The sequence below is a fragment of the Streptomyces sp. NRRL S-31 genome (genome assembly GCF_000718775.1).
Taxonomy (GTDB): Bacteria; Actinomycetota; Actinomycetes; order Streptomycetales; family Streptomycetaceae; genus Streptomyces.
On the sequence record NZ_JOCB01000005.1, the window covers coordinates 1 to 22012 of the forward strand.

Below are 22012 nucleotides of genomic sequence, written 5' to 3' on the forward strand. Positions count from 1 at the left end.
CCGGTACCACCCGCCCCCGCCATGCCCGCCGCTCCGGCCCAGCAGCCCCCGGCGGGGCCCGGGCAGGCGCAGCCGGGCACCCCGCCCGCCGGTACTCCGGTGACGGGTCCGGGCGCGCTGCCGTTGCCCGCCGAGGCCGGTACCGCGCAGGTGCCGCCCGCCGGCGGTCCCGCAGCCGTGGTCCCGCAGCAGTGGCCGGGCACCGGCGACACCGCCGGGGCGGGCGTCCCGGTCCCCGCCCCCGGCACCCCGGCTCCGGGCGCCCCGCGTCCCGAGGGGGCCCAGCGGGCCGCGCAGCCGTTGCCCGCCGAGGCGGCGGGCGACGGGCCGGTCGATCCGGACTTCACGCAGGGGCGGGCGATCTCCGTCCGTACGCTCGGGCAGGGTGTGCCGTTCGCCCGGCAGGTCGCCCAGGTCCAGCAGCCGACGACGACCCCGCCTCCGCACGCGCCCGGCGGTTCGGGCCGCCGGCGCAAGCTGGGCACGCCTCCGGACCCGGGCGCCCGCCCGCACCCGGCGACCGAGCCCGCGCACCCCTCGCTCGGCGCCCACCCGCCGCTCGGCGCGCAGCCCCCGGTGGCACAGCCCGCGCCGGCCGCCGGTCAGGCACCCGTACCGCAGCCCCGGCCGGTGCCGGGCACCGAGGGCGCCGGGCGGTCGTACGCCATAGGCGCCCCGGGGCCCGACGCCGCCGAGGGTCCGGAGCCGCTGGACGGCCCCGGCGGGGCGGTCGAGGTGGCGGACACCCCGCGCCCGCAGCCGCTGGACGACGAGCTGCCCCCGGAGCCGCTGGACAACCCGCGCCGGCTGCTGGTGTGGCCGGCGCCGGACGTGACGACCCAGCAGGCGCTCAGCGACCGTGGCTACCGGCCGGTCATCGTGCACTCGCGCGAGGAGGTCGACGCGCAGATCGCGGCCTTCCCCGCCGCGCTGTTCGTGGACCCGCTGACCGGTCCGATCACGCGGACGGCGTTGCAGTCGCTGCGCCAGGCCGCCGGGGCCGCCGAGGTCCCGGTGCTGGTCACGGCCGGGCTGGGGCAGGCGACGCGGGAGGCGGCGTACGGCGCCGACCCCGCCGTGCTGCTGAAGGCGCTGGCCCCCCGGGACAGCGAGCAGCACCCGCCGCGGGTGCTGCTCATCGAGGAGCACGCGGAGATCGCGCTGGCGCTGACCTCGACGCTGGAGCGGCGCGGGATGCAGGTGGCACGAGCCGCGAGCGACATCGACGCGGTGACGCTGGCGGCACAGTTCCGGCCGAACCTGGTGGTGATGGACCTGATGCAGGTGCACCGCCGACGGGCCGGGATCGTGGACTGGCTGCGGGCGAACGGGCAGCTCACCCGGACCCCGCTGGTCGTCTACACCGCCGCCGTCGACCAGGCCGACCTGCCCCGGCTGGCCTCGGGCGAGACCGTGCTGTTCCTCGCCGAGCGGTCCACCAGCACCGAGGTGCAGAGCAGGATCGTGGACCTGCTGGCCCGGATCGGCACCAACTAGGCGACCGCCCCGGGTGGCGTCCGGACCGGGGCGGCATCCGGACCGGGGCGGCCCACTCCGGCCCGCCTCGGTCCACCCCCGGCCCGCCTCGGTCCACCCTCGGCCCGCCTCGGCCCACCCCGGTCCACCCCCGGTCCGTTCCGGTCCACCCCGGTCCGGACCCTAGGGCGTGACGATTCTGCGGGCCGCCTCCTTGACGGAGGCCCGCAGGCGGTCGTGACCGGTGTCCTGGGCGCCGGTGATGACGCGCCGCAGCTGCGGGACCACGGCCAGCCAGTTCGTCAGCGCGTTCAGCAGGATCAGCAGGTCGCCGGCCGGGATGACGTCCGTGATGACGCCCCGTTCCTGGCCGTCCCGGATCACCTCGGCCTTACGGGCGTAGTGGTCCCGGCGGGACTCCTCGTCGGGCAGTTCGGCGCTGCCGTACTCCAGGCCCTCCCAGAGCAGCAGGCGCAGCAGTTCGGGGTGGGCGGCGTGGTAGTCGAGGAGGCCGTCCACCCAGCCGTCGATGTCGTCGGGGACGACGGGCACGGTCGAGGCCAGGTCGACCATGCACCGGCCGAGGATCTGCGTGAACAGCTCCGACTTGTTGCCGAAGTAGGCGTAGATGAGCTGCTTGTTGGCCTTGGCCTCGGCGGCGATGCGGTCGATGCGGGCGCCCGCGATGCCGTACCGGGAGAACTCGGCGACCGCCGCCGCGAAGATGCGGGCCTTGGTGGCCTCGGGGTCCCTCACTGCTGCCATGGGGACAGGGTAGGGCCGCGCGAGCCGGACAACCAACCGTTTGGTTGTCGGGAATGCACGGCGGGGCACCGGTGTTGGGAGTTTTCAACCAACCAGTTAGTTGAGTGAGCCGGCTCTAAAGGAGTACTTCCGCTCATGCCGTCAGCCACCACCAGCCGCCAGGCAGCACAGACCGGGACCACCACCCGCGGGCGTTCGTCCTCCGGCACGCTCTTCCTCCTGCTGATCGCCGTCTGCACCGCCGTCACGGCCTCGAACGTCTACCTCCCGGCTCCGCTGCTCCCGCTGATCGCCCACGACTTCGGCACCACGCCCTCGGCTGTGGCCTGGATCGCCTCGGTCGCCCAGCTCGGCTTCGCGGTCGGCCTGCTGTTCTTCGCGCCGCTCGGCGGTCGCGTCGACCGTCGCCGGCTCGTCGCCTGGCTCTCCGTGGCCACCACGGCGGCGATGCTGCTCGCGGCCGTCGCCCCGGGCACCGCGTCCCTCGCCGCCGCCGTGTTCGTCGCCGCCGCGGCGACTGTCATCCCGCAGCTGCTGATCCCGCTGGTGGCCGCGCTCGCCCCGGCCGACCGGCGTGCCCGGCATGTCGCGGTCGTCATCGCCGGGCTGTTCACCGGCATCGTCGCGGCCCGTGTGCTCGGCGGTCTGGCCGGGCAGGCCTTCGGCTGGCGCTGGGTGTTCGGCGGCTCCGCCGTGCTGACCCTCGTCCTGGGGCTGACCACCGCGCTGGCGCTGCCGGCCGAGCAGCGGGTACGGGAGGGCGGGCTGTTCTCCGGCATGGCCGAGCTGCCCGGACTGCTGCGCCGCTCCCCCGACCTGTGGCGGGCGTGCCTCCGGCAGGCGGGGATGTTCGGCGCCTGGAGCGCCCTGTGGACCTCGCTTGCCCTGCTGCTGACCGGCCCGGAGTACGGCCTGTCCACCGCGACCGCCGGGCTCTTCGGCCTCTTCGGCCTGACCGCCACCGCGGTGGGCCCGCTGGCCGGCGGTCTGGTGGACCGGTTCGGTGCCGCGCGCGTCGTCGGCACCGCCTATGTGCTGGCCGCCGTCGCCGTCCCGCTGTTCTGGCTCGGCGGGTATGTGCTGCCGGCGCTGTTCGCCGCCGCGGTCGTCGTCCACGCGGCCCTGGTCGCCTCCCACGTGGCCAACCAGACCCTGGCCCTGACCACGACGTCCTCGCCGGCCACCGCCAACACGGCCTACGTCGTGGCCGCCTTCGCCGGCGGCGCCCTCGCCTCGGCCGCGGCCGGCCCCGCCTTCGGCCACTGGGGCTGGACCGGGGTGTGCGTGGTGGCGGGCGTGTGGCTGCTGCTGGGCTGGGCGTCGACGGCGATCCGCTCCGGCCGCCGCTGACCCCGGGAGCCCGGCCGGCGGTGGCCTCGCGGCCACCGCTGCCCCCGACCCCGACCCGGACCGGGCGGTGGCCCCACGGCCGCCGCCCGGTCCGGCGTACACCTCCCGCAGACGCCACCCGGCCGGGCGTACGCCTCCCACGCCGCCGCCCTGCCCGGCGCACGCCTCCCACGACCGGGCCTCCCCGCTCCCCGCTCCCCGCTCCCCGCTCCCCGCTCCCCGCTCCCCGCTCCCCGCCGAAGGAGGGTGACGCCGGAGGCGGGAGGGTCTCGAAGTCGGCGGTGGCCCCCGGCCGGAGGACCACGGTGGCCAGCGGGCGCTCGCCCCACTTGTCGTCGGGTACGGCGACCACGGCCGCCTCGGCGACGTCCGGGTGGGACATCAGCGCGTTCTCCAGCTCGACCGAGGAGATCCATTCGCCGCCGGACTTGATGACGTCCTTGGCGCGGTCGGTGAGGGTGAGGAAGCCGTCGGGGGAGATCGTGCCGACGTCCCCCGTCTTCAGCCAGCCGTCCTCGCTGAACTTGTCGGCCGGTCGCAGCGGTTCGGCGTCGGGGCCGTTGTAGTAGGCGCCCGCGATCCAGGGTCCGCGCACCTCCAGCTCGCCCGCCGACTCGCCGTCCCAGGGCAGGCGGGCGCCGCCGGGGCCGGTGAGGCGGGCCTCGACGCCGGCCGGGAAGCGGCCCTGGGTGAGGCGGTAGCCGAACTCCTGCCCGGTGCCGACCGCGTGGGCCGGCGGCCGGGCCACCGTGCCGAGGGGGGAGGTCTCCGTCATGCCCCAGGCGTGGCAGACCCGCATGCCGAGGCGGTCGAACGCCTCCATCAGGGAGGGCGGACAGGCCGAGCCGCCGATCGTGACCTGGCCGAGGAAGGACACGTCCCGGGGGCGGGCGGTGAGTTCGCCGAGCAGGCCCTGCCAGATGGTCGGGACGGCCGCCGCGTGGCTGGGCCGCTCGCGCTCGATCATCTCGGCGAGCGGCGCCGGCTGGAGGAAGCGGTCCGGCATCAGCAGGTTGACGCCGGTCATGAAGGTGGCGTGCGGCAGGCCCCAGGCGTTGACGTGGAACTGCGGGACGACGACCAGCGAGGTGTCCTGGTCGGTCAGGCCCATCGACTGGGTCATGTTGACCTGCATGGAGTGCAGGTAGACGGAACGGTGGCTGTAGACCACGCCCTTGGGGTCGCCGGTGGTGCCGGAGGTGTAGCACATGGCGGCGGCCCGGCGTTCGTCCAGCTCGGGCCAGTCGTAGTGGGTGGGCCGGCCGGCGATCAGCTCCTCGTACTCGTGCACCCGGGCGCCGCTGTCCGCGAGCGGGGCGCGGTCGCCGGGGCCGGAGACGACGACGTGCTCGACCGTCGGCAGCTTCGGCAGCAGCGGCGCGAGCAGCGGGATCAGCGAGCCGTTGACGACGACGACCTTGTCGGCCGCGTGGTTGACGATCCACACCAGTTGCTCGGCGGGCAGCCGCAGGTTGAGCGTGTGCAGCACCGCGCCCATGGACGGGATGGCGAAGTACGCCTCGACGTGCTCGGCGTTGTTCCACATGAGCGTGGCCACCCGGTCGTCTCCGGTCACCCCCAGCCCGTCGCGCAGGGCGTGCGCCAGCTGGGCGGCGCGGGCCCCGACCTCGGCGAAGGTGCGCCGGTGCGGCTCGGGCTCGCCGGTCCAGGTGGTCACCCGCGACGATCCGTGGACCGTGGACCCGTGGGTCAGGATCCTGGAGATCAGCAGCGGTACGTCCTGCATGGTGCTCAGCACGGAGTCCTCCCGGGCGACATTGCCTACGCGGTGGTAGAGGTTCCGCTGATTCTGCGCACATACCACGCGGTATGTCACTAGGGGATGGGTCACCGACCTCCGGGAAACCGCGAGTCGGCGGGCCGCGCCGGTCCGCCCGGGTCAGACCTGGCGGACCGGCGCCAGCTCCGGGTCCTCGCGCAGCTTGCCCAGTGCCCGGGAGACCGCCGACTTCACCGTGCCCACCGACACGCCGAGCACCTCGGCGGTCTGCGCCTCGCTGAGGTCCTCGTAGTACCGCAGGACGACCATCGCCCGCTGGCGGGCCGGCAGCCCCAGCACCGCCCGCCACATCGCGTCGCGCAGCGCCTGCCGCTCGGCCGGGTCCCCGGCGCCGGGCACGGGCTCCGGCTCGGGCAGCTCGTCGCAGGCGAACTCGTCCACCCTGCGCTTGCGCCACTGCGAGGTGCGGGTGTTCACCAGCGCCCGGCGCACATAGCCGTCCAGCGCCCGCTTGTCCTCGATCCGCTCCCAGGCGACGTACGTCTTGGCGAGGGCGGTCTGCAAGAGGTCCTCGGCATCGACCGGGTTCGCGGTCAGCGAGCGCGCGGTGCGCAGCAGGAACGGCTGGCGGGCCCGCACGTACGCCGCGAACGAGGAGTGGACTGGGGTCTGCCGCCCGGGTGCGGCGACGGCCGAGGCGCTGGTGCAGACGGGTGTGGTCATGCCTCAACGCTAGGAGCGGCCCCGACGCGGCGGATCGGCCGCAGGTCCCGGAGCGGAGTCCCCCTCAGGTTGTAGGGGTGGGGCTGGCCGCACCTCCTGAAGGTGGACGGCGGGTCCGGGCCGTCTGCGGGTACGACCCCGACGCCTCAGCCGTCCGCCGTCAGGACCAGCCCCGATGTCGGCACCCCGGTCCCGGCCGTGACCAGGGCCCGGGCCGCCCCCGGTATCCGGTTCACGGCCGTGCCCCGCAGCTGGCGGACGGCCTCCGCGATGCCGTTCATCCCGTGCAGGTACGCCTCTCCCAGCTGACCGCCGTGCGTGTTGAGCGGCAGCCGCCGCTCCGCCACGAAGTCCGCCGCCTCCCCCCTGCCGCAGAACCCGAACTCCTCCAGCTGCATCAGCACGAACGGTGTGAAGTGGTCGTACAGGATGCCGACGTCGATGTCGCCGGGGCCGAGCCCGCAGGTGCGCCAGAGCTGGCGGGCCACCGCGCCCATCTCCGGCAGGCCGGTCAGGTCGCCGCGGTGGAAGCCGGTCATCTGTTCCTGCGCCCGGCCGGCGCCCTGGGCCGCCGCCGCGATCACGGCGGGCCGCTGCGGCAGGTCCCGGGCCCGCTCCAGGGAGGTGACGACGAGCGCCTGTCCGCCGTCGGTCTCCTGGCAGCAGTCCAGCAGCCGCAGCGGTTCGGCGATCCAGCGGGAGGCCGCGTGGTCGGCGAGCGTGATCGGCCGGCCGTGGAAGTACGCGGCCGGGTTGGTCGCCGCGTAGCCGCGGTCCACCACGGCCACGTGCCCGAACGCCTGAGGTGTCAGCCCGTACGCGTACAGGTACCGCTGGGCGGCCATCGCCACCCAGGAGGCCGGGGTGAGCAGCCCGAAGGGCAGCGCCCAGCCGAGCGCCGCGCCCTCCGCCGGCGACTCCCGGTGCGCCACCCCCGCGCCGAACCGGCGGCCCGACCGCTCGTTGAACGCGCGGTAGCAGACTCTGGGGCGCCTGGGGTCTCTGGGGCGCCTGGGGTGCTCGCGCGGCGCGGGGCGCGGGGGCGTACTTGAGGATGCGGAAGCGGTGGGTGCCCACCGGCTCGCCGTCCACCCGTACGACCGTGCGGGTGGTGATGAAGTAGCCCGTGCCCAGCCTGGTCGTCTTGCGGCCGGAGACCTCCTCGACGACCGTGTCGAAGGTGATCTCGTCGCCCGGCCTGAGGGGCCGCCGGTACTCCTGCTCGCAGTCGGTGGCCACCACGGCGGTGCAGCCCGCCGCGTCCAGCAGGCCGAGGAGTTGGTCGTACGCCCCGGTGCGGCCCCCGTGCCCGGACAGGCCGCCCATCGTCCAGACCTGGAGCATGGTGGGCGGGGCGATGGCGTCCGGGCCCGTGTAGTCGGGGTGGGTGTCGCCCAGCGCCTCGCACCAGTGCCGGATCATCGGCGCGTTCACCGGGTCCTTGCCGACCCCGGCGACGGCGGCCGGCCGTCCCTCGAACTCCTTGAGCCGCGCGCCCAGCTCGTCGTGCGTGTGCTCCTCGCTCACCGCCACCTCCTGGCCTCGGAAGGTTTCTGACTGCCCGTCAGATAACGTGGGGTGTCAAGGTCGCCGTCGTTCGCGACCGCCTTGGGACACGCCTGCGCGGCAGCACCGAAGGCACCGCCGCGCGGACGTGTCACGACCCCGGAGCACACCTCGCCGAGGCCCTCCCCGCGAGGGACCTCAGCCGGCGCTCACCACCACAGGGGGGTGAAGCCGACGGCCACGTTGCCGTTGCCCTGCTGGAGCGCGGTCGCCGCCGACCCCTCGAGAAATGTCAGCGGCCCCAGGGCCGGAAGTAGCCGAGCCACGGCCCTCACCCGGGCGGCTGGCCGACCGCCCCGGCCGTGGTGAACGACGTCGCGCTTCCAGAGCTGCCCCCAGGAGCGGCGGCGAACCACCCCGAAGCACCGATTCGCCCGCAAGCGTGATGACAAGTCGATAAACCCTCATCGTCACCCTTATTCACTTCTCGCCCCGGCACGCATCAGTACGGAACTTCCACTCCTTAAGCGACGCAAGGGATGAATCGTTCCCGCACGGATCCGGCCGGTCCGCCCCGCACCGGCACGGCTCCGCGACTCACCCTTCCCTTTTTCGAACGTGAGTACGAACATGGAGCCATGGCCACCACCGACCGGCAGGCCACGACGCTGGCCCTCGCGCACGCCCTGTCCGCCGCCGAACGCGGCCTGGCCGTCCTCCCGCTGTCCCGGACGAAGCTCCCGGCCCTGCGCTCCCCCCACCACGACGACCCGGAGCCGGCGGCGCCCTGCCACGGCGAGTGCGGCCGCCCCGGCCACGGCGTGTACGACGCCTCCACCGACCCCGCGCGCATCCGGGAACTGTTCGCCGCCGCCCCCTGGGCCACCGGCTACGGCATCGCCTGCGGGCTGCCGCCGCACCACCTGATCGGCGTCGACCTGGACACCAAGCCCGGTACGGACGCCTCCGCCGCCCTGCGCGAAACCGCCCTGCGCCGGCTGTTCGCGATCCCCGATACGGTCGTCGTGCTCACCCCGAGCGGCGGCCGTCACCTGTGGCTGACCGGCCCGCCGGACACCGTCGTGCCCAACTCCGCCGGCCGGCTCGCCCCCGGCATCGACATCCGCGGCGCCGGCGGCTACCTGGTGGGCCCCGGCTCCCGCACCGGGCACGGCGTCTACATGACCGCGCCCGGCACCGCCCACCTGCCCCCGGCCCCCTGCCCGCCGTCCCTGCTCCGTCTGCTCCTGCTCCCGCCCCCGGCCCGCCACCCGGCGCCGCCCGCCCCCGGCACCCACGGCCGCGGCCTGGTCCGGTTCGTCCGCTCGGCGCACGAGGGCCAGCGCAACACCCGGCTGTTCTGGGCGGCCTGCCGGGCCTACGAGAACGGCATCGGCCCCGCCCTGGCGGCACCCCTGGCCGAGGCGGCCCGGCGGACCGGCCTGTCGGAGCGCGAGGCCCGCGCCACGATCGCGTCGGCGGCACGGATGACCGGGCACCGACCCCCCGGCGCCCGACCGTGACGGCCCGCCGGGCGCTGGACGCGCGAGACGGCCCGATGCCTCTTACGATCCGAACGTGACGGACATACCGGATGAACTGATCAGGCTGGAGCACACCGCCGAGAAGGAGCGCGCCCGGCTGGCGGGCCTCACCGGCACGGCCTACGACGAGCAGCGGCGCCGTTTCTGCGCCGCCTCGGACGCGATCCGGGCGGCGATCACGGCACGCGCCACGGCGACGGGCACCGACCCCCGGGAGGTCGAACAGGCGGTACGGCAGGCCGTACGGCAGGCGCAGGAGGACCCGGCCGTCGAGTAGGCACGGCTCCCCGGCCGGGCCCTCGGACACCTGTGCGCAAAAAACAGGCATGGGCGGGTGACGCGGGGGTAGACGAGCGGCGGTCGGCGGTCATCAGGGGCCGCTCCGGAGGGATCGGTCACGGGAGGGGAAGATCATGGTGCTCATGAGCTCGACGGCGACACACACGCAGGCAAGCGAGCTGCCCGAAGTCGTCGACCCCTCGCGGGTCGCCCCGAAGGACGCCCGGGAGCTGTCGCGGCTCTTCTTCGACCAGCTGGCGGTGCTGGAGGAGGGCACTCCCGAGTACAGCTACGCCCGCAACACGCTGATCGAGATGAACATGTCCCTGGTCCGCTTCGCGGCCGGCCGGTTCCGCAGCCGCGGCCCGGAGGAGATGGAGGACATCGTCCAGGTCGGCATGATCGGCCTGATCAAGGCCATCGACCGGTTCGACCTCTCCCGGGAGGCGGAGTTCACCTCCTTCGCCATCCCCTACATCGTCGGCGAGATCAAGCGCTTCTTCCGCGACACCACCTGGGCCGTCCATGTGCCGCGCCGGTTGCAGGAGGCCCGGGTCCAGCTCGCCCGGGCGACGGAGGAGCTGCGCAGCCGCCTGGGCCGCGCCCCGACGGTCAAGGAGCTGTCGGAGCTGATGAGCCTGCCCGAGGACGAGGTCCGCGAGGCCCGCCTCGCCGCCAACGGGTACAACTCCTCGTCCCTCGACGCCGCGATCGGCACCAGTGAGGACGGCGAGAGCGCCCTCCAGGACTTCATCGGCGCCGAGGACACGGCGCTGGAGCTGGTGGAGGACTTCCACGCACTGGCCCCGCTGATCGCCGAGCTGGACGAGCGCGACCGGCGGATCATCCACATGCGGTTCGTGGAGGAGCTGACCCAGGCCCAGATCGGCGAACACCTGGGCGTCTCCCAGATGCACGTCTCCCGCCTGCTGTCGCGCACCCTCGCCCGGCTGCGCGAGGGCATGCTCAGCACGAGCTGACGACCGGCCGCGTGCTGGTGCTCCTCATCGAGGGGCGCCCTTGAAACACCGTGGACTCGTATGACCGCCGGAAGACGAAGGGGTGCCTCTCCATGAGAGACACCCCTTCTCCTTAACCCACCCCGAAACTAACCCACCCCGAAACTCACGCCGACAGCCCGCGCGTCCCGCCGTCGCCGTGGGGGTTGCCGCCTTCTCCCGCCTATGGCTTCACGTCGAGACGTACGAGCGCGCCGATCTCCACGAGTTGGTCCGGCAATGCCAGGTCGGAAATACCCATGACCGTGCTGGTGGGCCGGTGTTCTCCGAAGTACTCGGCGTGAAGGCGTGCCGTCGTGTCGAAGTTCTCCCGCAGGTTCCTCACCAGCACCGTGGTTTCCACTACCTGGCTGCGCTCGGCCCCGAACTGCTTCAGCACCAGGTCCAGATTGTCCAGTGTGGTCCGCACCTGCGCTTCGTAGTCGCCTACGCCCACGAAATTGCCATCTCGGTCATGGGACAACTGTCCGGACACATAAACCGTGTCACCGACCTGAATGGCCTGGCTGTACCCGTAAGACGACTCCCACGGCATACCGAAACCGAACGCCTTCATTTGAGAACCCATTTCTCACTCCCTTTGAACAGCGCGCGAGACCTTCAATTGAAGACAGGCCCCCTTGACCGAAAATTTACTTGTTCGTTCAACTTCCATGCAAGTAAACGCTTGTTCCACAGCGAAGCAGGACTGTCCTCTGCGCGCACAGATTGGTCGCAATGCGCTTGGCCATCCAGGTAAAGGTGCCCGCCTAGGGTCCGCACGCGGAACGGCGGTCAGTTACAGGGGGGCGCCCGACGCCGCCGCACATCGAGCTGCTGCCGCGGTAAGCCCGCCACACGGCTCGTTTCCCGAGGGGACACCGCGGCTCCTCGGCGCCCTTCGCTCGCCGTCCGCGCTCCCAGCGGCGGGCGTGCCGAAGGGGTGCCCCTCACCGAGGGACACCCCTTCTGACCAGCACGTCTACGACCCTTGCGGAGGCGGTGGGATTTGAACCCACGGTGACATCGCTGCCACGACGGTTTTCAAGACCGTTCCCTTCGGCCGCTCGGGCACGCCTCCCCGCGCCGACGGAGAACGGCGGCGCGCGTACAGATTACCGGGCCGCCGGGGGACGGCGGGGCGACCGGGTCAGCTGTCGCCGTCGCGCGAGCCCAGCGTCAGGTCCACCGTGTGCTCCTGGCCGCCCCGCTTGTAGGTGACCGCGACCTTGTCGCCGGGCTTGTGCGTCCAGATCTCGCCGATCAGGGTGGGGCCGCTGTCGATCACGTGGTCGTCGAGCTTGACGATGACGTCACCGGGCTTGAGGCCGGCCTTGGCCGCCGGTCCGCCCGACTCGACCGCGGCGGCGCCGCCCGTGCCCTGGTCGGTGATCTTGGCGCCGTCGCTGGAGTCCTCCAGCGAGACCGAGGCGCCGATCCTCGCGTACACCGGCTTGCCCGTCTTGATCAGCTGCTGGGCGACGTACTTCGCCTGGTTGATCGGGATGGCGAAGCCCAGGCCGATCGAGCCGGACTGGCCGGAGCCGAAGCCGCCGCTGCCGGTGGACTGGATCGCGGAGTTGATGCCGATGACCGCGCCGGAGGCGTCCAGCAGCGGACCGCCGGAATTGCCCGGGTTGATGGAGGCGTCGGTCTGGAGGGCGCTCATGTACGACGCCTTGCTGGAGGAGCTGCCGTCGCTGGAGGCCACCGGTCGGTTCTTGGCGCTGATGATGCCCGTCGTCACCGTGTTGGACAGGCCGAAGGGGGCGCCGATGGCGATGGTCTCGTCGCCCACGGCCACCTTGTCGGAGTCGCCGAGGGCGAGCGGCTTGAGGTCGGAGGGGGCGTTCTTGAGCTTGATGACCGCCACGTCGTAGCCCTGCGCGTGGCCGACGATCTCGGCGTTGTACTTCCGCCCGTTCGGGAAGGTGGCGGTGAGCCTGCCGCCGTCGACCGCGTCCGCGACCACGTGGTTGTTGGTGACGATGTGGCCCTGGGTGTCGAAGACGAACCCGGTGCCCGTGCCGCCCTCGCCGTTGCCGCTCTCGGCCTCGATCGTCACCGTGCTGGGCAGCGCCCTGGACGCCACGTTGGCGATGGTCCCCGGGGCGCGCTTGACCTGCGTGGCGCCGTCGGAGGCGGAGACCGTGGTGGAGCCGCGGTCGTCCCGGTCCTTGGCCAGGGTGTAGCCGAGGCCGCCGCCCAGGCCGCCCGCGACCAGCGCGGCCACCAGGACCGCCGCGACCAGTCCGCCGCGACCGCCGCGCGGCTTGGGGGCGGGCTGCTGGTACGAGGCCCCCCAGCCGGCGCCCGGGCCGCCGTCGCCGTAGGCCGGGGTGACCGGCGGCGGGGGCGGCCAGGAGCCGTCCGGGGCCGGACCGGCCGGGCCGGGCTGGTGGCGGTAGGGGTCCTGACCGGACGGGTGCTGGTGCTGGTACGGGTCCTGGCCGGGCGCGGTGGCGGCGGCCGGGGCCGCCGGGCTCTCCTGGGGCACCGGCGGGAGCGGGGCGCTTCCCTCGGGCTCGGGGCCTTGCGGCCGAGTGGTCGGAGAGGCGGCCGGCACGGGAGGTACGGACGGCGCCGGGGGTACCGCGTTGCCCTCGTTCTCGGTGCTCAAAGCTCTTCTCCTCGGTCCACGCCTGTTGTCGTCGGTCTCACTGGTACGCAGTCAGCTTTTCCCACGGGCCGTCAGAGCACCATAAGCCGTGGCTGTGGGTCCGGCAGTCCTCTTTATATAGGATCTTTTACGACCACTAACGCAAAAGTTACATAAATGATCAGGGGGTGTGCCCCCGTCCGTCGCAGGACGCGTCCGCGCCGCCCCGTGTACCCGGCGACGGTGGCACCATGACGCGGTGACCCACGCACCACAGCACGCCATCCAGGTCGTCGCCCACCGGGGCGCCTCCGAAGACGCTCCCGAGCACACCCTCGCCGCCTACCGGAAGGCGATCGAGGACGGCGCCGACGGCCTGGAGTGCGACGTACGGCTGACCGCGGACGGCCACCTGGTCTGCGTCCACGACCGGCGGGTGAACCGTACCTCCAACGGCCGCGGCGCGGTCTCCGCGCTGGAGCTGGCCGACCTCGCCGCCCTCGACTTCGGCTCCCGCAGGACGCGCGAGATCTGGCACGGGCGGGACGAGGAGCCCGACTGGGAGCACCGGCCGGAGGACCGCGAGGAGACCTCCGTGCTCACCCTGGAGCGGCTGCTGGAGCTGGTCGCGGACGCCGGGCGGCGGGTGGAGCTGGCCATCGAGACCAAGCACCCCACCCGCTGGGCCGGACAGGTCGAGGAGCGGCTGCTGACGCTGCTGAAGCGGTTCGGCCTGGACGCGCCGCCCGCCGCCGCCGAGTCGCCGGTGCGGGTCATGAGCTTCTCGGCCCGTTCGCTGCACCGCGTGCGTGCCGCGGCGCCCACGCTGCCGACGGTCTACCTGGTGCAGTTCCTCTCGCCCCGGCTGCGCGAGGGGCGGCTGCCCGGGGACGTGCGGATCGCCGGCCCGTCCATCCGCATCGTGCGCAACCACCCCGGCTACGTGGAGCGGCTCAAGCGGGCCGGCCACCAGGTCCACGTGTGGACCGTGAACGAGCCCGAGGACGTCGGCCTCTGCGTCGAGCTGGGCGTCGACGCCATCATCACCAACCGCCCGCGCGCGGTGCTGCGGCAGCTGGGGCGCTGACCTCCCGCGGCCCGGCCGTCCCGGGGAGTGCTCCGGCGCGTTCGCCGTGAAAGGGGCCGCGGCGAATGCGTCCGCGGAAGAGGACTGGCCGGTTTCCGGTACAGGCCAAGGGGGCATCCACTCCGTGGCGTGGGGCGAAGGAGGTCTCGGGGGTGGCGTTGGTGGTGGCACAGGAGGTGCCCACGTCGTCGAGCATGGCCGTACCCCATGGCCCTGCGGGCGTGGGCGAGGCGCGGCACCGGATGAGGGCGCAGCTGCGCGGCGGCGGTGTGGCCGAGTCGGTCATCGACGATGCCGTACTGATCCTTTCCGAACTTTTGAGCAACGCCTGCAAACACGGACGCCCGCTGGGGGACGCGTCGGCCGGGGACGGGGACGTCCGTGCCGCGTGGCGGGTCGACGCGCGCGGGCGGCTCATCGTGGAGGTGACGGACGGCGGCGGCCCGACCCGCCCGGCGCCGGCCACGCCGTCGGTGACCGCGCACGGTGGCCGCGGGCTGAACATCATCACGGCTCTCGCCGACGACTGGGGCGTCCGGGACGACGTCCGGGGCGAGGTGACGGTGTGGGTGCTGGTCCACGAGGACGTGTACGACCCCGACGCCGGGTGCCGCCACGACGCCTTCCCCCCGCGCGCCACCCGCGCCGCGAGCCCGCGGCCGGTCCCGGACCTCGCACGCCCGGGCCTGCCGGCGCCGGACGTGTCGCTGCCCGACCTGTCCCGTCCCGACCTCTCCCGAGCCGACCTGGCCCGCACCGACCTGGCCCGCACCGATCTCTCGCGCACCGACCTGTCCCATCCGGGCGTGCCGCGGCCCGGCGTGTCCCGGCCGGGGGTGTCCCGGCCGGGCGTGTCCCGGCCGGGCGTGTCCCTGCCGGAGCTGTCCGGCCTCGGCTTTTCGGACACCTTCGAGGATCTGGACTGACCGCGCAGGGCCGGCGGGCGCCGTCCCCCGGTTCACACCGCCGGCGTCGAGCACGCGTGCGTTGTCCACAGGTTCCCGTCGGCCATGGCGCGAACGGCTAGGCTCCCGACCGTACGAGAAGAGCCGTAACCGGGAGACACCCATCATGGCCAAGAAACGACCCCAGACGAAGGCCAAGCCGCAGCCGACCGACGGGGAGATCCCGGTCGTCGGCGCTCGCGAACCCTGCCCCTGCGGCAGCGGCCGGCGCTACAAGGCATGTCACGGCCGGGCCGCCGCGCACGCCGCGACCGAACTGGTGCAGCGCCCGTTCGAGGGCCTGTCCGGCGAGTGCGACTGGGTCGCGCTGCGCGAGCTGGTCCCGGCGGCGACGGCCGCGCTGACCCTGAAGGACGGCCTGCCCGAGGGCGTCCCGTCGGTCACCCTGGCCACGGTGCTGCCGATGGCCTGGCCCGCGCTGCGCCGGGACGACGGCTCGGTCCTGTTGGGCCTCCAGAACGACACGGCCTCCGGTGACATCAGCCGCGACCTGGCCGACACGCTGCTGCGCGCGCTGGAGGCCGAGCCGGGCACTCCGGTGCAGGGCCGCCGTGCCCCCGCCGACGCGCCGCGGCTCCAGGACCTGCTCGACGCGGAGGCCGCCTTCGAGCCGGTCGTGCACAGCGGTTTCGAATTCTGGGTGCCGGACGCGGAGAACGCCGCCCCGGAGGTGGCCGCCTCCCTGGAGCGGGCCAACGCCGCCGCCATCCCGACCGTGAAGCTGGCCGGCGTGGACGCCGCCTACTGGTGCGAGACCGCGGAGAAGAACCACCTGCGCTGGGTCATGCCGCATCCGGAGGAGCAGCTTCTGGACGCTCTCGCGCGGCTGCACGCGGTGGGCCGCTCCGGCCTCGGCGAGGGCACCCGGCTCGTGGGCTCCTTCCGTGCTCACGGCCTCACCGTGCCGGTCTGGGACCTGCCGAGCGGGGTCACGGCGGCGGACGTGGAGAAGCCGGCCGCCGAGTTCGCCGAGCGTCTCTCCGCCGCCCTCGCCGTCCGCGAGCCGCTCACGCCGGAGGAGCGCCGGGCCCGCGGCGGACTGACCAACCGGCAGGTCACGCTCAGCTGACGTCCCGCGCGCGGCTGACCGGCCGGTCAGTCGTACCACCGGGCCCCACGGCAGGTGACTCCTGTCACAACTCGCCGTTTTGACAGGGAAATCGGTGTCCGAATCGCCCAGACGGAATTTGCGAACCGCCGATCTCTTGTTACCGTTCCAGTAGCCCGGTTGCTGGTGCATCCCCCGTCGCCAGCAACCGGGTCTTTCCATGTCCGCACCGTGCCGGAGCCGTGTCCACACCGGCGTCCGTCCCGGCACGGAGCGTCAACTCCTCCGCAAAGCTCAGGAGTTGCTGCCCGAGCGGAGCAGCAGTGCCCCGTCCGCGCCGCGCCCGGCGAACTCCGTGACGGCCGTGTAGGCGTCCGGTCCGCCCCGGCTGCGTCCGCGCGGCGTCTCACAGGTGGCGGGCTCGTCGTCGGCCCCGGTGACACAGTGCGTCCGCACGGTCCGCCCGCCCGGCCCCAGCAGACTCAGCAGGGTGTCCAGGGACGTGCCGGTGGCGTTGCGGTAGTAGGTGCGCGCCCAGGTGTCCTCGCCCTGCATCAGCACACACGTCTGGGCCTCGATGCCGTCGGGCGAGGTCAGCTCGGGACCGCAGCGGGCGGCGGTGGCGAGCCCGATGCCGAGCAGGAAGGGCGTGCGGCGAGGGTGTTCCGCGCCGGTCCGGGCGTCGCCCCGGACGGCGGCCGGTACGCCGGCCCGGCCGGCGTCGCCCACCTGTCCCGCGGACGCCACGGTCAGCGGCAGCGCGACCGCGGCCGCCACGACGCCCGCGAGGGCGAACAGACGGAGCCTTCGCGGGTGCCGCCCGCGGCGGCGCGGCTGTGGGGTCCCGGGGCCGCCGGAGTGACGCAGCATGTCCGGACGATAACGAGCGAGCGGCGCCCGTCCGCCCCGGCCGCGCCCGACACCCCTACAACTCGGGGGCGCTCACACCCGTACGAGTGAGGGCGTCGACCACGGCGTCCACCACGGCCTCCACGTCGGGCACCCAGGGCGCGGCCGAGCCGGGCAGCGGGGCACGCTCCCAGCGGACGGCGCCCTGGCCGGTCTCGGAGGGGGGCAGGGCGAGGTAGCCGCCCGTGCCGTGGAAACGCAGGGAGCCGGGGACGAAGTCCTTGGCGTAGAGCAGTTCACCGAGCTGCTCCATGGAGTACGGCTTGACGAGCAGCGCCCAGCGGGTGGGCGAGGCGACCACCGGGCCGAGCCGCATGCCTCGCCGGTCGAGCAGGGCGAGGGCGCGCGAGGCGGCGAGCGCGGGCAGGCTGACCGCGCAGGGCGCCGTGTCGCCGGTCGCCAGGATGATCGGAGCGCTCGGCCGGTTGCTCCACCACCAGCGCACCATGCGCGCGTCGGTGGTGGCGGCGAGCAGCCCGGGGTCGAAGGGGTGCGCACCGGGCACCGTGCACTCCGGGTCGGGGCAGGCGCAGCGGACCCGTCCCTGCGGGTCCGGCGCCACGCCGGGGAGGACCGGCCACTGCCATTCCGCAGCGTAGGTCACGGCCGCGTCGATCAGTTCAGGCCTCCCGCCGTTCCGCCTGGACAGAAGCCTGCGTCGCCTTCCGAGGATCTCGCGCATGAGCGCTCGTTCCTTTCCGTTGCACCGCTGGCAACACCGAGGACCACATCACACCATGTGTCGATCACTTCACTGTGCGTACCTATTGGCGCATCACACCCACGCCCACGGCGTGGGGAACCCCAGGGGGTCGAACTCCGGCCGCGTCCGCGTCCATAGTGCGTCCATCGGGAGCACGGCCGCGGTGCGGGGGTGGCGAAGTCTGGCGTTTTGCCGTCGCGCGTGGATCTCTCCGCCTCCGCCACGGGAGGATGGGGCTCGGCCGTCGGTGGTTATGACGCCCGGGTCCGTCGCCAGGTTCCGGGTGGTTCCCAACCACCCCTGGCCTTCTCCGAGTACGTACCCATCACGACCGCTGTGACGCTCTGTGGAGCAGGGCCAGTCGACCGCAATGGACCGTTACCTAAGGCAGTTTTCAGCCAACTTGGCGGTAAGGCAAGGGGTTCGGGAAAAACCTCGTCCGCCTCATGGACACCAGGAATCCTCGCAGGACAATGCTGGACATCCCCTCTCGAGTGCGTGTACATGTGGAGACACTGCTAGCGGCGCAGAATGACATGGGGGTTCGCGATGCTTTTGAGCACTACGCACCGGTCTGGAAGCCGGACGCCATGAGCGCCCCGCACCCTCCGAAAGTGGCTGGAATCGATCCTACAGTTCCCACGCCCGCACACACTGTCGCGTCCGCCGCACCCCTCTCGGGCGCCCCTGCCGTCCCGGGCGCCGCCGCCGTTCCCGCGCCCCACCCGCCCGGCCCCGGGGCCCTGCTCCAGGACCGGCTGGCCGGCTGGGTCTCCGACCTCACGACCCTGCACGAGCTCACCGAGCGCCTCTCCCGCACCAACGCGCTCGACCCCGCCCTGCACGAACTGCTGCGCGCCGGAGCCGCCCTGGTCGGCGCCCGCCGCGGCCTGGTCGTGCTGGAGCCCGCCGACGGCCTCGGCCCCCGCAGCACCGTCGGCCTCGGGCTCGGCCGCGCCGACCTCGGCCATCTGGAGACCGTGCCGCGCGGCGCGCTGCCCTACGACACCGGCGGCACCGCCGAGGCCGTCCGCCCCGACCTGTTCGCCGAGGACGGCCTCGACCCCCGCCACCGCGAGGTGGCCGCCCGCCTCGGCTACGCCGCCAGCTACGCCCGCCCCCTCGCCACCGACTCCGCCGGCCGCCTCGGCGCCGTCGTCTGGCTCTACGACGAGCCCGCCGAGCCGGACGAGCGCCGCCGACACCTCGCCGGACTGTACGTCCGGCACGCCACCGAACACCTCGCCCGGCTGCTGGAGGTGGAACGCACGCGCGCGTGCGTGGCGACCCTCACCGGGGAACTGCTGCCCTCCCGGCTGCCCCGGGTGGCCGGGGTCCAGCTCGCCGCCCGGCACCGCACGGGCCCGCGCGGCGGCGGCGACTGGTACGACGCCCTGCCGCTGCCGGACGCCGCCCTCGGCCTCTCCGTCGGCTCGGTCACCGGCTCCGGACCGGGCGCGGTCGCCGCCATGGGCCGGCTGCGCGCCTCGCTGCGCGCGTACGCCGTGATGGAGGGCGAGGACCCGGTCGCCGTCCTGTCCGACCTGGAGCTGCTGCTGCGGCTGACCGAGCCCGCCCGTTCGGCGACCGCCCTGTTCGCCTACTGCGAGCCCGCCCTGCGCAAGATCACCCTGGCCGGCGCCGGACACAGCCCGCCGCTGCTGATCGGCGAGCGGCGCACCGAGTTCGCCGAGACCTCGGTCTCCGCGCCGCTCGGCATGCTCGCCTGCTGGGAGGCGCCCAGCGTGGAGATCCAGGCGGAGGGCGGGGAGACGGTGCTGCTCTACACCGACGGGCTGCTGCACCGTACCGGCGACCCGATGGACCGCGCCTTCACCCGGCTGCACGCCGCCGCCGCGAGCGTCCCGCGCGCGGTGCGGCACGACCCGGGGGCCGTCGCCGACCACGTCCTGCGCACGGTCCTGCCGGACGGCCGGGACCCGGGGGTGCCGGCCGGCCGGGCGGGTGCGGGGCCGGGGGACGACAGCGAGGAGGACGTGGTCCTGCTGGCGGTGCGTTTCGACTGAGGCGGCCGGTTGGCATGACCGGGCATAACAGGGCATCCACGCCCGGTCCCGACTCGGTACGACCGTACGATGATGGAGGTTCCCCGCTCGGCCACAAGCAGGAGCGCGCGGGCCCCGGGGGAGATCACAAGGCGTATCGAGGAGGATCACGTGTCCGACGAGCTCAACCCGGCTGTGCCCGACTCCGCTACCGCGGAGGGCCCCGAGACCGAGGCCGAGGAGACGGTCAAGCAGCGGAAGAACGGCCTGTACCCGGGCGTCTCCGACGAGCTGGCCGAGAACATGAAGTCCGGCTGGGCCGACACGGAGCTGCGCGACCTGGAGCCGATCGAGCAGGCCGGGCACACCGCGCGCCGCCGGGCGGCGCTCTCCGCCCGCTTCCCGGGCGAGCGCCTGGTCGTCCCCGCGGGCAACCTGAAGACCCGTTCGAACGACACCGAGTACCCCTTCCGCTCGTCCGTCGAGTACGCGTACCTCACCGGCAACCAGACCGAGGACGGCGTCCTGGTCATGGAGCCCGAGGGCGACGGCCACCGGGCGACGATCTACCTGCTGCCCCGCTCGGACCGCGAGAACGGCGAGTTCTGGCTCTCCGGCCAGGGCGAACTGTGGGTCGGCCGCCGGCACTCCCTCGGCGAGTCCGAGGCGCTGTACGGCATCCCGGCCGCCGACGTGCGCGAGCTGGCCGACCGGCTGCGCGAGGCCACCGGCCCGGTGCGCGTCGTGCGCGGCTACGACGCCGGCATCGAGGCGGCCCTGACCGACAAGGTCACCGCCGAGCGCGACGAGGAGCTGCGCGTCTTCCTCTCCGAGGCCCGCCTGGTCAAGGACGAGTTCGAGATCGGCGAGCTCCAGAAGGCCGTCGACTCCACCGTGCGCGGCTTCGAGGACGTGGTGAAGGTCCTCGACAAGGCCGAGGCGACCAGCGAGCGCTACATCGAGGGCACCTTCTTCCTCCGCGCGCGCGTGGAGGGCAACGACGTCGGCTACGGCTCCATCTGCGCGGCCGGCCCGCACGCCTGCACCCTGCACTGGGTGCGCAACGACGGCCCGGTCCGCTCCGGTGACCTGCTCCTGCTGGACGCGGGCGTGGAGACCCACACCCTGTACACCGCGGACGTCACGCGCACGCTGCCGGTCAACGGCACGTACAGCGAGATCCAGAAGAAGGTCTACGACGCCGTGTACGAGGCCCAGGAGGCCGGTATCGCGGCGGTGCGGCCGGGCGCCAAGTACCGCGACTTCCACGACGCCGCCCAGCACGTGCTGGCCACTCGGCTCGTCGAGTGGGGCCTGGTCGAGGGCCCGGTCGAGCGTGTCCTGGAGCTGGGCCTCCAGCGCCGCTGGACCCTGCACGGCACGGGTCACATGCTCGGCATGGACGTCCACGACTGCGCCGCCGCGCGAACCGAGACGTACGTCGACGGCACCCTGGAGCCGGGCATGGTGCTCACCGTCGAGCCGGGCCTGTACTTCCAGGCCGACGACCTGACCGTGCCGGAGGAGTACCGGGGCATCGGCGTCCGGATCGAGGACGACATCCTCGTGACGGCCGAGGGCAACCGGAACCTCTCCGACGGCCTGCCGCGCCGGTCCGACGAGGTCGAGGCGTGGATGGCCGCGCTGAAGGGCTGACCGGACAACGATCAGCACACACCGATGGCCGGGCGCCGGGGAGGTGCCCGGCCGTCGGCGTGTCCGGACGCGCGCGGGGGCCCCGTGTGCCGGGGGCGGGCGCAGGGAGGACGCGGCGGGCGGGGGCGCGGGGGCGCCTCACGCCGTGAGCAGCGAGGGGTCCGTCCGCCACTTGAGGATCTTGTCGAAGCTGACCACCGTGCCGCCCCGGCCGGGCCTCGCCCCGATGTGGACGTGGTCGGCCAGTTCCCGGATCAGGAAGAGACCGCGCCCGTGCTCGGCGTCCGGACGGGCGGGCCGCGGTGTGCGGACACGGGCGGGGCCGGGGCCCGGGCCGGGTCCGGAGTCGGCCACTTCGATGCGGCACTTCTCACCGTCGAGGTAGGCCGTCACCCGGTACGCCTCCGAGGCGCCGGACGCCGGGCCGCCGCCGTGCTCGACGGCGTTGGCACAGGCCTCGCTCAGGGCCACCGACAGGTCGTACGAGATCTCCGGGTCGACCCCCGCCGTCTCCATCGTGCCGATCAGCAGCCGTCGGGCGAGCGGCACGCTCGCGGCCTCGCGCCGCAGATGGAGTGACCACCAGATGCTCATGCTCCAGCCTCCCCGGCCGCGGCTCGACATACCGTTACCTATTGCCGTCCGCGGGCGGCCGTA

16 protein-coding genes, 1 tRNA gene and 5 pseudogenes are annotated in these 22012 nt (G+C 73.6%); 11 read left to right on the top strand and 11 right to left on the bottom strand.

Features of this window, described 5'->3' with window-relative positions; genetic code table 11:
* Positions 1 to 1497: pseudogene (locus tag IF37_RS0103415) on the top strand (response regulator); the annotation flags it as partial.
* Positions 1498 to 1659: 162 nt separating this feature from the next.
* Here the strand turns inward: IF37_RS0103415 and IF37_RS0103420 are convergent.
* Entirely contained in the window at positions 1660 to 2241 is a 582-nt protein-coding gene (locus tag IF37_RS0103420; protein ID WP_030735833.1) for a TetR family transcriptional regulator, read from the bottom strand.
* 135 nt (positions 2242 to 2376) lie between these two features.
* On the opposite strand from IF37_RS0103420, the gene IF37_RS0103425 reads away from it, so the two are divergent.
* Positions 2377 to 3591, top strand: a complete 1215-nt coding sequence (locus IF37_RS0103425) for an MFS transporter (protein ID WP_030735838.1) — start codon at positions 2377 to 2379, stop codon at positions 3589 to 3591.
* A 262-nt stretch (positions 3592 to 3853) separates the two neighbouring features.
* Here the strand turns inward: IF37_RS0103425 and IF37_RS41475 are convergent.
* The 4 genes and pseudogenes from IF37_RS41475 to IF37_RS45475 all read right to left on the bottom strand — a co-directional run.
* Positions 3854 to 5350: pseudogene (locus tag IF37_RS41475) on the bottom strand (long-chain fatty acid--CoA ligase); the annotation flags it as partial.
* Between the two features lie 141 nt (positions 5351 to 5491).
* Entirely contained in the window at positions 5492 to 6055 is a 564-nt protein-coding gene (locus tag IF37_RS0103445; protein WP_030735850.1) for a SigE family RNA polymerase sigma factor, read from the bottom strand.
* A gap of 146 nt (positions 6056 to 6201) precedes the next feature.
* Positions 6202 to 7038, bottom strand: a pseudogene (locus IF37_RS45470) (lipid-transfer protein); the annotation flags it as partial.
* A gap of 46 nt (positions 7039 to 7084) precedes the next feature.
* Positions 7085 to 7588 (bottom strand): annotated as a pseudogene (locus IF37_RS45475) (MaoC family dehydratase N-terminal domain-containing protein); the annotation flags it as partial.
* 611 nt (positions 7589 to 8199) lie between these two features.
* Here IF37_RS45475 and IF37_RS0103460 point away from each other — a divergent pair.
* The 3 genes from IF37_RS0103460 to IF37_RS0103470 all read left to right on the top strand — a co-directional run bounded on the left by IF37_RS0103460 (position 8200) and on the right by IF37_RS0103470 (position 10364).
* A complete protein-coding gene (locus IF37_RS0103460) occupies positions 8200 to 9084 on the top strand; it encodes a bifunctional DNA primase/polymerase (protein WP_030735858.1) in 885 nt (294 codons plus the stop codon).
* Positions 9085 to 9139: 55 nt separating this feature from the next.
* A complete protein-coding gene (locus tag IF37_RS0103465; RefSeq protein ID WP_030735860.1) occupies positions 9140 to 9382 on the top strand; it encodes a hypothetical protein in 243 nt (80 codons plus the stop codon).
* Positions 9383 to 9518: 136 nt separating this feature from the next.
* Positions 9519 to 10364 carry an RNA polymerase sigma factor SigF gene (locus tag IF37_RS0103470; protein ID WP_030735862.1) on the top strand — a complete coding sequence of 282 codons (846 nt, stop codon included), beginning with the start codon at positions 9519 to 9521 and terminating at the stop codon, positions 10362 to 10364.
* A gap of 202 nt (positions 10365 to 10566) precedes the next feature.
* Here the strand turns inward: IF37_RS0103470 and IF37_RS0103480 are convergent, their stop codons facing one another.
* From IF37_RS0103480 to IF37_RS0103490, 3 genes are all read right to left on the bottom strand, one after another.
* Positions 10567 to 10971 carry a RidA family protein gene (locus tag IF37_RS0103480; protein WP_030735864.1) on the bottom strand — a complete coding sequence of 135 codons (405 nt, stop codon included), beginning with the start codon at positions 10969 to 10971 and terminating at the stop codon, positions 10567 to 10569.
* 405 nt (positions 10972 to 11376) lie between these two features.
* Positions 11377 to 11463 (bottom strand) — tRNA-Ser (locus IF37_RS0103485).
* 69 nt (positions 11464 to 11532) lie between these two features.
* Positions 11533 to 13002 carry a S1C family serine protease gene (locus IF37_RS0103490; RefSeq protein ID WP_030735867.1) on the bottom strand — a complete coding sequence of 490 codons (1470 nt, stop codon included), beginning with the start codon at positions 13000 to 13002 and terminating at the stop codon, positions 11533 to 11535.
* 238 nt (positions 13003 to 13240) lie between these two features.
* On the opposite strand from IF37_RS0103490, the gene IF37_RS0103495 reads away from it, so the two are divergent.
* The 4 genes and pseudogenes from IF37_RS0103495 to IF37_RS0103505 all read left to right on the top strand — a co-directional run bounded on the left by IF37_RS0103495 (position 13241) and on the right by IF37_RS0103505 (position 16102).
* Positions 13241 to 14068 (top strand): glycerophosphodiester phosphodiesterase, encoded by an 828-nt coding sequence (locus tag IF37_RS0103495; RefSeq protein ID WP_030735871.1) that lies wholly within the window; start codon positions 13241 to 13243, stop codon positions 14066 to 14068.
* Between the two features lie 65 nt (positions 14069 to 14133).
* A pseudogene (locus IF37_RS45480) lies at positions 14134 to 14757 on the top strand (ATP-binding protein); the annotation flags it as partial.
* 12 nt (positions 14758 to 14769) lie between these two features.
* Entirely contained in the window at positions 14770 to 14994 is a 225-nt protein-coding gene (locus tag IF37_RS45485) for a pentapeptide repeat-containing protein (protein WP_253915635.1), read from the top strand.
* A 145-nt stretch (positions 14995 to 15139) separates the two neighbouring features.
* Positions 15140 to 16102 carry a DUF5926 family protein gene (locus IF37_RS0103505; protein WP_030735883.1) on the top strand — a complete coding sequence of 321 codons (963 nt, stop codon included), beginning with the start codon at positions 15140 to 15142 and terminating at the stop codon, positions 16100 to 16102.
* Positions 16103 to 16375: 273 nt separating this feature from the next.
* Here the strand turns inward: IF37_RS0103505 and IF37_RS0103510 are convergent, their stop codons facing one another.
* Together IF37_RS0103510 and IF37_RS0103515 are read right to left on the bottom strand one after the other, a co-directional pair.
* Positions 16376 to 16951 (bottom strand): hypothetical protein, encoded by a 576-nt coding sequence (locus tag IF37_RS0103510; protein ID WP_253915632.1) that lies wholly within the window; start codon positions 16949 to 16951, stop codon positions 16376 to 16378.
* 55 nt (positions 16952 to 17006) lie between these two features.
* Positions 17007 to 17672 (bottom strand): bifunctional DNA primase/polymerase, encoded by a 666-nt coding sequence (locus tag IF37_RS0103515; protein WP_030735890.1) that lies wholly within the window; start codon positions 17670 to 17672, stop codon positions 17007 to 17009.
* Positions 17673 to 18166: 494 nt separating this feature from the next.
* Here IF37_RS0103515 and IF37_RS0103520 point away from each other — a divergent pair, with 494 nt between their 5' ends.
* Both IF37_RS0103520 and IF37_RS0103525 read left to right on the top strand, forming a co-directional pair.
* Positions 18167 to 19720 (top strand): PP2C family protein-serine/threonine phosphatase, encoded by a 1554-nt coding sequence (locus IF37_RS0103520; RefSeq protein WP_173456708.1) that lies wholly within the window; start codon positions 18167 to 18169, stop codon positions 19718 to 19720.
* Positions 19721 to 19870: 150 nt separating this feature from the next.
* On the top strand, positions 19871 to 21355 hold the full coding sequence (locus IF37_RS0103525; RefSeq protein WP_030735896.1) for an aminopeptidase P family protein: 1485 nt from the start codon (positions 19871 to 19873) through the stop codon (positions 21353 to 21355).
* A 138-nt stretch (positions 21356 to 21493) separates the two neighbouring features.
* Here IF37_RS0103525 and IF37_RS0103530 read toward each other — a convergent pair whose 3' ends face one another.
* On the bottom strand, positions 21494 to 21949 hold the full coding sequence (locus IF37_RS0103530) for an ATP-binding protein (RefSeq protein WP_030735899.1): 456 nt from the start codon (positions 21947 to 21949) through the stop codon (positions 21494 to 21496).
* Positions 21950 to 22012: the final 63 nt, after the last annotated feature.